Source organism: Gordonia sp. (in: high G+C Gram-positive bacteria) (assembly GCF_049299075.1).
In the GTDB taxonomy this organism is placed as follows: domain Bacteria; phylum Actinomycetota; class Actinomycetes; order Mycobacteriales; family Mycobacteriaceae; genus Gordonia.
In genome coordinates this window covers 1-8,881 of record NZ_JBAQWU010000497.1, presented here as the reverse complement: position 1 = coordinate 8,881, position 8,881 = coordinate 1, and the positions used below count along the sequence as shown (strand labels likewise).

10 protein-coding genes are annotated in these 8,881 nt (G+C 68.5%); 6 read left to right on the top strand and 4 right to left on the bottom strand.

Going from position 1 to position 8,881, the window contains the following annotated elements; genetic code table 11:
• On the top strand, positions 1 to 509 hold a 509-nt coding region (locus WAW85_RS15750), incomplete at its 5' end, for a DUF4333 domain-containing protein (protein ID WP_422560529.1).
• Here the strand turns inward: WAW85_RS15750 and WAW85_RS15745 are convergent.
• The gene (locus WAW85_RS15745) at positions 510 to 1,436 is read right to left on the bottom strand and encodes a 5'-3' exonuclease (protein WP_422560531.1); all 927 of its coding nucleotides are present in this window, start codon (positions 1,434 to 1,436) and stop codon (positions 510 to 512) included.
• Positions 1,437 to 1,491: 55 nt separating this feature from the next.
• On the opposite strand from WAW85_RS15745, the gene WAW85_RS15740 reads away from it, so the two are divergent.
• Positions 1,492 to 2,628, top strand: coding sequence for a M24 family metallopeptidase (locus tag WAW85_RS15740; RefSeq protein WP_422560528.1), 1,137 nt, complete (start codon positions 1,492 to 1,494; stop codon positions 2,626 to 2,628).
• Here the strand turns inward: WAW85_RS15740 and WAW85_RS15735 are convergent.
• Positions 2,612 to 3,031 (bottom strand): TIGR03618 family F420-dependent PPOX class oxidoreductase, encoded by a 420-nt coding sequence (locus tag WAW85_RS15735; protein ID WP_422560527.1) that lies wholly within the window; start codon positions 3,029 to 3,031, stop codon positions 2,612 to 2,614. The two genes, WAW85_RS15740 and WAW85_RS15735, sit on opposite strands and share 17 nt — an antisense overlap.
• A gap of 52 nt (positions 3,032 to 3,083) precedes the next feature.
• Here WAW85_RS15735 and WAW85_RS15730 point away from each other — a divergent pair, with 52 nt between their 5' ends.
• The 4 genes from WAW85_RS15730 to WAW85_RS15715 are packed head-to-tail and all read left to right on the top strand — an operon-like array spanning position 3,084 to position 6,634.
• Complete coding sequence (locus tag WAW85_RS15730; protein ID WP_422560526.1) at positions 3,084 to 3,848, top strand: SDR family NAD(P)-dependent oxidoreductase; 765 nt, start codon at positions 3,084 to 3,086, stop codon at positions 3,846 to 3,848.
• On the top strand, positions 3,845 to 5,062 hold the full coding sequence (cbiE, locus tag WAW85_RS15725; protein ID WP_422560525.1) for a precorrin-6y C5,15-methyltransferase (decarboxylating) subunit CbiE: 1,218 nt from the start codon (positions 3,845 to 3,847) through the stop codon (positions 5,060 to 5,062). The genes WAW85_RS15730 and cbiE overlap by 4 nt, the downstream gene beginning before the upstream one ends.
• Positions 5,059 to 5,874, top strand: a complete 816-nt coding sequence (locus tag WAW85_RS15720; RefSeq protein ID WP_422560530.1) for a cobalt-precorrin-4/precorrin-4 C(11)-methyltransferase — start codon at positions 5,059 to 5,061, stop codon at positions 5,872 to 5,874. Before cbiE ends, WAW85_RS15720 begins: the two co-directional genes overlap by 4 nt.
• Positions 5,867 to 6,634: a cobalt-precorrin-6A reductase gene (locus tag WAW85_RS15715; RefSeq protein ID WP_422560524.1), complete on the top strand. Its 768-nt coding sequence runs from the start codon at positions 5,867 to 5,869 to the stop codon at positions 6,632 to 6,634. Before WAW85_RS15720 ends, WAW85_RS15715 begins: the two co-directional genes overlap by 8 nt.
• Before the next feature lie 33 nt (positions 6,635 to 6,667).
• On the opposite strand, the gene WAW85_RS15710 is transcribed toward WAW85_RS15715, so the two are convergent.
• Both WAW85_RS15710 and WAW85_RS15705 read right to left on the bottom strand, forming a co-directional pair.
• Positions 6,668 to 8,197, bottom strand: coding sequence for a precorrin-2 C(20)-methyltransferase (locus tag WAW85_RS15710; RefSeq protein WP_422560523.1), 1,530 nt, complete (start codon positions 8,195 to 8,197; stop codon positions 6,668 to 6,670).
• Positions 8,198 to 8,202: 5 nt separating this feature from the next.
• A complete protein-coding gene (locus WAW85_RS15705) occupies positions 8,203 to 8,826 on the bottom strand; it encodes a precorrin-8X methylmutase (protein WP_422560522.1) in 624 nt (207 codons plus the stop codon).
• Between the last annotated feature and the right edge of the window lie 55 nt (positions 8,827 to 8,881).

The following is an 8,881-nucleotide window of genomic DNA, read 5'->3' as shown; positions in this document are numbered from 1 at the left end:
ATCCAGAAGCGACCCGGGCGGAAGCGACCCGGGCGATGCCCGGACCAGTTGCAGTGGGCGAGGCCGCAACGTACGCAGATCCCCGCGAGCAGTCGTCTCCCGGCGCGTACTTGGGTCCCGTCGAGTCCGCTGCGCCGCAGCCAACGGGGGCGGGGCGTGCTGGCCGGAAGGCCGGGAGGGCGAAGTCCGGCAAGCGGGTCGCTGTGCCGGTGGTGCTCGCGCTGCTGGTGTTGGGCGGTCTGGGTGCGGTGTCGGCCTATGTGTGGCCCGGTTGGTTGCCGAAGACGTTCTCTCAGGCCGGTCTGGAATCCGGTGTGGAGCGTGTGCTGGCGAGCGAGGGCGGCAAGCAACCGCAGAAGATCACCGATGTGAATTGCCCCGCAGGTGTGAAAGTGCGCAAGGGTGAGGAGTTCACTTGCCAGTTGAAGGTGAATTCCGCGCCCAAGTACGTGACCATCACCGTGCTCGACGCCGACGGTAACTATCTGGTATCCGACCCGTTCGACTGATCAGAACCAGCCGAACGCGGCAGACAGCCGTCCGATGCTGGCTTCGATGCCCAGTTGCTCCACCAGGGCCGCCAGTCCGTCGGCATCATCGGGCGCCGGGGGCAGCAACTGGTCGCCGCGGCTGAATTCGACGGGTGCGTCGGAGCGAACGGTCACTACGGTGCGTGCGGCGCGCAGGTAGTCGGCGGCATCTTCTAGCGCCCCGGTGAGGCGTGGCGAGATTCCCGAATCCGGTTGTGCCGCAGCAGCTTCCAGCGCATCGAGGCTGCCATAGGCGGTGATCAGCTTGGCGGCGGTCTTATCGCCGATACCCTTGACCCCGCGGAGGCCGTCGGAGGGGTCGCCGCGCAGCATAGACATCTCCGCATAGGCGGTGCCCGCGCGGGCTCGCGGAACGGCGTACTTGGCAGCGACCTCCGCCGGGCCCATCAGCTCGGCTTTAGCCAGACCGCGCCCGACGTACAGAACGCGCACACTCACCGGATCATCGGCGACCAACTGCAGCAGATCGCGGTCTCCGGTCACCACGAGCACCTCGTCTGCTGCCTCGTCGACTGCGAGGGTGCCGATTACGTCATCAGCCTCGCAATCGTCCGCGGCGCCGGTCTCGATTCCGGCGCAACGCAGGACGTCGAGGATCATGTCGACCTGCGGGGTGAGGGTGTCGGGGACTTCCTCGGCCGTTCCATCGCCGCCCTCGGCGACGCGGTGGGCCTTGTACTCGGGGATGAGTGCGGTGCGGAAGTCTGGGCGCCAGTTGCGGTCGAGACAGACGACGATCCGGGTCGGCTCGTGCGTGGTGACCAGCGAGGCAATGGTGTCGAGGAAGCCGCGCACCGCGTTCACTGGGCGACCGTCCGGCGCGGTCATCTTCTCCGGTAGCGCGAAGAACGAGCGGAACCACAGGCTGGCACCGTCAAGCAGCATGACCTTTCCCATGCGGTCACTGTGTCATATGTGCCGCGACGTTACCCTGACGGACATGGCTTCTGGTGATGGGACTCGGTTCGGCAGTGACGTCTACGCGCAGCGGTTGCGGCGGGCGGCACAGATCGCCGGCGACCGCAAGATCGCCGCGATGGTCATCGGCGCCGGTCCGGACCTGGAGTATCTGACCGGCGCGGCCGTCGACACCTTTGAGCGACTGACCGCGCTGGTGGTGCAGCCGACGCGGGATTCGTACCTGGTGACGCCCCGCCTGGAGCTGGGCTCGCTGGCCGGTTCGGCGATTGGCGAACTCGAACTGGAAGTCCGCGACTGGGCCGATGGGCAGGACCCGTACGACCTCGCGCTGCGCGGAATCGCGTCGGCTGGTGGACGGCTGGAGCTCGCGGTGGCCGAGGCTCTTCCGGCGCTGCACCTGATTCCGCTCGCCGAGCGGGCCGGTGCGCCGGTGCGGCTGGCGACCCCGATGCTGCGCGAGCTGCGGATGATCAAGGACGAGGCCGAGTTGCAGGCGCTGCGGGACGCGGGTGCGGCGATCGACCGAGTGCATGCCCGGATGGGCGAGTGGCTGCGCCCAGGGCGGACCGAGGCGCAGGTCGCTGCCGACATCAGCGCGGCGATCCTGGAGGAGGGGCATTCGGCGGCAGCGTTCGTCATCGTGGGTTCGGGTCCGAACGGCGCCGATCCGCACCACGAACACTCCGAGCGGGTGATCGGTGTGGACGATATCGTCGTGATCGACATCGGTGGCCCGCTTGGGGTCGGCTACAACTCCGACTGCACCCGGACCTACTGCTTCGATGACCCGTCAGCGGAGATCGCCGCCGCGTACGCGGTTCTCGAGCGCGCGCAGGCCGCGTCGGTGGCGGCGGTCCGTCCGGGCGTGACAGCCGAAAGCATCGATGCCGCCGGGCGGGAGGTGCTCGCCGAGGCGGGGCTGGCCGAGCACTTCATCCACCGCACCGGTCACGGCATCGGCCTGTCGGTGCACGAGGAGCCCTATATCGTCGAGGGCAACGACCTGCTGATCGAGCCTGGTATGGCATTCAGCGTGGAGCCGGGCATCTACTTCCCGGGCCAGTGGGGTGCCCGGATCGAGGACATCGTGATCGTGACCGAGACGGGCGCCGAGTCGGTGAACGCCCGCCCGCACGGGCTCACTCGGCTGGGTTGAGTGCCTCAAACATGGTGGCCGAGCCGAGCGCGCGACGCAGGTCGACTTCGATGACGACGCGCTGTGGGTTTGGCTTCGGTTCCCGGTAGCGCGCGGCGTAACGCCGTTCGGCGTCGCGAACGGCCTCCGGTTCGCGGCGGATGCGGGCCGGGCCTTCCAGCGTCAGCCAGCGTGGGCCGTCGACGTGCGTGAGGGCGGCATAGCCGCCGCGCTCGACGTTGCGAACCTTCTGGCTGCCCTCGAAGGTGATCACCCGGGCCTTACGGGCCTGCTGATCGAAGGTGAAGCCGACGGCGACGACGTGCGGGGTGCCGTCCGCGCGCAGCGTCGCCAGTGACGCGAGGTGGTACTCGGTCAGGAGTTGACGGGCTTCGGGACTGAGGTCGTCGACAGTGCGGGCCATGGGCTGAGGGTATCGGTCCGGTGGGGCAGCCCCCGGGTGGGATACTGCACGCGTGGGAACAATCGTGGTGTTCGGTGGACGCAGTGAAATAGGGGTGGCCACCGCGGTGCGGCTGGCCCGGAATTCGGCGGGAGCGGGTAGCCGGGTGGTCCTCGCTGCTCGCCGCCCTGATGACCTGGGAGCCGAACGGGCCGCGCTACTGGGTGCCGGTGCGGCGGAGGTGGCGACCGTTGGTTTCGACGCGGACGAGGTCGACTCGCACCCGGGCCTCGTCACGTCCATCGTTGAGCAGTACGGGCCGATCGACGTCGCGATCGTGGCATTCGGGATTCTCGGTGACGCGCAGCGCGCCGAGACCGACGTGACGCATGCGTTGCAGATCGCCCATACCGACTACTACGCGCAGATCAGCGTGATCACGCTGCTGGCCAACGCGATGCGCACCGCGCGCACCGGCACGCTCATCGTGTTCTCGTCGGTCGCCGGAGTGCGGGTCCGGCGGGCCAATTACGTGTATGGCTCCACCAAAGCTGGTCTGGACGGTTTCGCCAGCGGACTGGCCGATGCACTGCACGGCACCGGCGTGCACCTGCTGCTAGTGCGCCCCGGCTTTGTGATCGGCACCATGACGCGCGAGTTGATGGAGTCGGGCGTGGCGCCGGCGCCGATGTCGGTGACCGCAGACCAGGTCGCCGACGCGGTGGCCAAGGCATACCGGAAGGGCAAGGGTGAGGTCTGGATTCCCGGGCGGTTGCGGCCGGTGTTCTTCGGCATGCGTTTGTTGCCGCGCGCGATCTGGCGCAGGTTGCCGCGATGAACGGTCACGGCCCAGCGGCGACGCGCTTTGTCGTCGTCGGCATCGGTGCGGACGGTTGGGCTGGACTCAGCGGCCGTGCGCGGTCGGAGCTGACCGCGGCGAGCGTGGTCTACGGTTCGGTCCGCCAGGTAGCACTGCTACCGGAGAGCATTGCCGCACAGGCCATTTCGTGGACCTCTCCGATGTCCGAACACCTGCAAACTGTGCTCTCGGGGGAGGCCACCGACGGCGACGTGGTTCATTTGCTCGCCAGTGGTGACCCGATGTTCCACGGACTGGGTTCGACGGTGGTGAAAGCAGTCGGGGCTGATCGGGTGACCGTGCTACCGGCGCCCTCGAGTGCTTCGCTCGCCGCGGCCCGGTTGGGCTGGGACCTCGCGGCCCTCGAGGTGGTGAGTCTGGTGACGGCGGAACCGACCACTCTCATTCCGGCATTAACGGACGGAGCTCGCGTGCTGGTGCTCTCCCGCGACGCCGATACGCCGACCCAGGTGGCGGAGTTGCTGCGTAACACCGGATTCGGCTGGTCGATGCTGTCGGTCCTCGGCGAGCTCGGCGGCCCGGATGAGTCCGCGGTGAGCGGGGTAGCCCGTTCGTGGACGGTGCCTGATTGTCCGGCGTTGAACGTCGTGGCCATCGACTGTATCGGCCCGATCCGGCGCGCGGCACCAGGCCTACCCGATGACCAGTTCGATCACGACGGGCAGCTCACCAAACAGACGAATCGGGCCGTCTCGGTCGCTGCGCTCGCGCCGGGAGAAGGACAACTGCTCTGGGATGTGGGCGCCGGTGCAGGCAGCGTCGGTATCGAATGGCTGCGCCAGACCCGGACCGCCCGGGCGATCGCTTTCGAGGCAGATCCGCAGCGGGCCGACCGGATCGCCGCTAACGCCCGATCGCACGGGGTAGCCGACCGGCTGACCATCGCCGGTGCGGTACCGGCGGCTCTCGAGGCCATGCCGGATCCGGACGTGATCTTCCTCGGCGGTGGGCTCGACGCTCAGGTCCTCGAACTGTGCCTGGCGGCATTGTTCGACGGGGGCCGCCTGGTGGCCAACGCGGTGACCCTGGAAACCGAGCACCTCCTGGTGGCCGCCCATGCTGAGCATGGGGGCACGCTGACCCGGCTGTCCGTCGCCACGGCCGCGCCGCTGGGGGCGATGACCGCCTGGCGGCCGGCGTTGCCGGTGGTGCAGTGGGTGATGACCCGGTGACCGTCTACTTCATCGGCGCCGGGCCGGGTGCGGCGGACCTGATCACCGTGCGCGGCGCACGACTGCTCGGGCGATGCCGGACCTGCCTGTATGCCGGGTCGCTGGTACCCGCTGAACTGCTGGACCTGCTGCCGGAGGGGGCCGTGGCGATCGACACCGCACGCATGACGCTCGACGAGATCGTCGCGCATCTGGCCGACGCCGATGCCGCCGGGCACGATGTTGCGCGGTTGCATTCGGGGGATCTCGCCATCTACTCGGCGCTCACCGAACAGCAGCGTCGGTTGCGGGAACGGGGCATCGCATATGAACTGGTGCCCGGTGTTCCGGCGTTCGCCGCCGCGGCGGCCGCCCTGGACACCGAACTGACGGTGCCGGGGGTTGGCCAGAGTCTGCTGATCACCCGGGTATCGACCTTGTCGACCGATATGCCGCCGGGGGAGGACCTTGGTTCGCTGGCGAAGGCGGGCGTCACGCTGGCGCTGCACCTCGCGGCGCACCGGACCGAGCAGATCGTCGAAGCGCTGGCACCGTCTTATGGAATCGAATGTCCCACCGCCACAGTGGCTTTCGCCTCGCGCGGTGACGAACAGATTGTCCGCGCACCGCTCGGTGAGATGCCCCGGGCGCTGGCCGATGCGGGGATCACCAAGACCGCGGTGATTTTTGTCGGCAGGGTGCTGGATCCAGGGTCCGGTGAAGCGATTGACAGTTACCTGTACTCGCACGCCCGAATGAGCAAGCTCCGCCCTCCGCCCCCGCAGTCGCCGAACCTCCCGCCCCCTGAGCCTGTCGAAGGGCGCCATGGTTGATTCTCGAGTGCTGATTCTCGGCGGGACCGCAGAGGCGCGGGCACTCGCGAAAGCCCTAGTCGCCGAAGGGATTCCGGTGATCAGCTCACTCGCCGGGCGAGTGCAGAATCCGCGACTGCCGGTCGGCGAGGTGCGGATCGGCGGTTTCGGTGGAGTCGAGGGACTGCGGAAGTGGTTGGGCGACAACCAGATTCGCGCGGTCGTCGATGCGACCCATCCGTTCGCGGTGCGGATCACTGCCAATGCCGCCCAGGCGTGTGCGCAGGCGGATGTTCCGCTGATCCGCCTTGCGCGATCCGCGTGGGAGGCGGGGCCCGCCGATCGCTGGATCTCGGTGCCTGATATCGACGCGGCGGCCGAGGCCGTCGCCGAGCGGGGTGGCCGGGTCTTCCTGACTACCGGACGCCAGGACGTCGATGCATTCGCTGGCGTGGAGAACGCGTGGTTCCTGATCCGCGTCGTCGACCCACCGGAAGGGCCGCTGCCAGCTCACCACGAGATCCTGCGCTCGCGCGGTCCGTACGGCCTCGACGACGAGCGTGCGCTGCTCGCCGAGCACCGGATCACCCTGCTGGTCACCAAGAACAGTGGGGGAGAGCTCACCCGAGCGAAGCTGACCGCCGCCGCGGAAGTGGGGATCGACGTGATCGTCGTCGAACGGCCGAGTGAACCGGCCGGCGTCGAATGCGTGACCAGTGCGGCGGCTGCCGTCGATTGTGTCCGGTCGATCGTGCGAGCGGCCGATTCCGCTGATCGGTAGTGGTGTGCCAGCCGAGCTTCCAGTCGAGAATTCTTACCCGTAGCGCCGTGGAGTGTAGGCGAGGTCGCCGGCGGGGCGGCGGAGGATCCGCGTCTGCGATGAGCCCACGATGAGCAGGGTTCGCATGTCGACGGAGGATGGATCGAACTCCTCGCGCGTGAGCAGCTGCAGCTGCTGGCCGGAGCCGCCGACGTCGCGGCCCTGGATGAGGACGCGCTCGGCCGGGAGTAGTTCGGTGAGCAGTTCCTGGAAGCGGACGATCTGCTCGGTCCGCTTGCTCGACGCCGGGTTGTAGATGGCGAAGACCAGGTCGGCGTCGATAGCGGCGCGAATCCGTTCCTCGATCACCGACCACGGTTTGAGGAGGTCGGAAAGGGAGAGAATGGCGAAGTCGTGTCCGAGGGGGGCGCCGACCGCGGCCGCCACCGCCTGGGCGGCGCTCACACCGGGCAGGACGCGCACCGGAATGTGGTGCCATTGCTCCTCGCCAGCGGCCTCGACGACGGCGGTGGCCATCGCGAAGACGCCGGGATCCCCGGACGAGACCACCGCGACGCGTGCGCCCCGGGAGGCGAGATCGAGGGCGAACTCGGCACGCTCGGCCTCGACACGGTTGTCGGTGGCGTGGAGCTGCTGGCCCGGCCGCGGCGTGACGCGCTTGAGATAAGTCGTGTAGCCGACGAGGTCGGTAGCGGCGTCCAGTGCGGCACTGACCTCGGGTGTGGTCTGGGTGAGCGGTCCCGGACCGAGGCCGACCACGGTCACGTGTCCGGTGGGCTGGGGTGTCGTTTCGACCGAGAGGGAGTCCGGTGCGGCGACCGAAGGGGCGAGGGGATTGTTGCGGCGGCCGGGGACCACGATCAGGGAGAAGTAGGGCACCGATGCGGGGTCGACGTCGGTGACTTTCGCGATGCGCTGGCGCGTGGTCGAGGCGCGTTCGACGTACCAGGCTTCGTCGAGCCGTCCGGCGGCAAACAGTGCGTCGCGCACCTTGCCGAAGGTTCGGCCCAACTTCATCACCGCGAGCGCTTCGCCGGAGCGGAAGTGTGCGATCAACTCGGCGGGTTCGGCGGTGCCGGGGAGCACCGTCAGCGTCTCCTCGCCCTCGACCAGCGGGATACCGAGCGCCGCCGAGGCGGCACTGACCGACGTGACCCCTGGGACGATCTCCGCCGCGAAACGGTCGGACAGCCGCTTGTGCATGTGCATGTACGACGAGAAGAACAGCGGATCGCCTTCGGCGAGCACCACCACGTCGCGTCCAGCCGTAAGGTGCGCGGCCAGCCGGGCCGCGCTCTCGGTGTAGAAGTCGGCCATGGCGCCGGCGTAGCCGCCCGGGTGATCGGTGGTTTCCACGGTGAGCGGGTACATCAGCCGCTCTTCGACCTGTCCGTCCCGCAGGTAGGGTTCGGCGACCGAACGGGCAATCGAATTCCCGTGGCGCGCACAGTGATAGGCGATCACATCCGCGGAGGAGATGATCCGGGCTGCCTTTACGGTGACGAGTTCGGGGTCGCCCGGACCCAGTCCGATGCCCCAGAGTTTCCCGGTGTCGGTAGTCATCGCGTTCACTCGACCGGGCTCGCGAGGGCGTTGATCGCCGCCGCGGTAATCGCCGAGCCGCCGCGGCGGCCGGTCACGGTGATGAACTCCAGGTCGGTGCGCTCGGCGAGGGCCGCGCACGACTCAGCCGCGCCGACGAAGCCGACCGGCGCGCCGACGATGACGGCCGGACGCGGCCATCCGTCGTCGATCAAGTCCAGCAGGGCGAACAGGGCGGTCGGTGCGTTGCCGATCGCGACCACCGAGCGCTCGATGTCGTCGCGCCAGAACTGCAGGGCGGCAGCGGTTCTCGTTGTTCCGATGCTGTCAGCGAGCTCGGCGAGGCCCGGTTCGCCGAGGTGGCAGCGGACCGGATTGTTCGCAGGCAACCGCTTGCGGGTGATGCCCGAGGCCACCATGTTCGCGTCACACAGAATCGGTCCCCCGGCGGCGAGGGCGGCGCGCGCGGCACGGACAACGCCGGGAGTGGCCACCACGTTGTTCGTCAGATCGGTCTGGCCGCTGGCATGGATCATGCGCACCACCACCGGCTCGACATCGGAGGGAAAATCCGACAGGTCGGATTCGGCACGAATGGTGGCAAAGGACTGGCGGTAGATGGCCGCACCGTCACGCAGATAGTCGCTCATGGCGGGTTCAGCCTAACCGTGCCACGTTGCCGGCAGTGTGGGGGAGTCGAGCACC

Excerpts from the sequence above, each read along its gene's own strand:
- WAW85_RS15745 (WP_422560531.1), bottom strand. The coding sequence starts at position 1,436 with ATGCTGCTTGACGGTGCCAGCCTGTGGTTCCGCTCGTTCTTCGCGCTA.
- WAW85_RS15740 (WP_422560528.1), top strand. The coding sequence starts at position 1,492 with ATGGCTTCTGGTGATGGGACTCGGTTCGGCAGTGACGTCTACGCGCAG.
- WAW85_RS15735 (WP_422560527.1), bottom strand. The coding sequence starts at position 3,031 with ATGGCCCGCACTGTCGACGACCTCAGTCCCGAAGCCCGTCAACTCCTG.
- cbiE (WP_422560525.1), top strand. The coding sequence starts at position 3,845 with ATGAACGGTCACGGCCCAGCGGCGACGCGCTTTGTCGTCGTCGGCATC.
- WAW85_RS15715 (WP_422560524.1), top strand. The coding sequence starts at position 5,867 with ATGGTTGATTCTCGAGTGCTGATTCTCGGCGGGACCGCAGAGGCGCGG.
- WAW85_RS15710 (WP_422560523.1), bottom strand. The coding sequence starts at position 8,197 with ATGACTACCGACACCGGGAAACTCTGGGGCATCGGACTGGGTCCGGGC.
- WAW85_RS15705 (WP_422560522.1), bottom strand. The coding sequence starts at position 8,826 with ATGAGCGACTATCTGCGTGACGGTGCGGCCATCTACCGCCAGTCCTTT.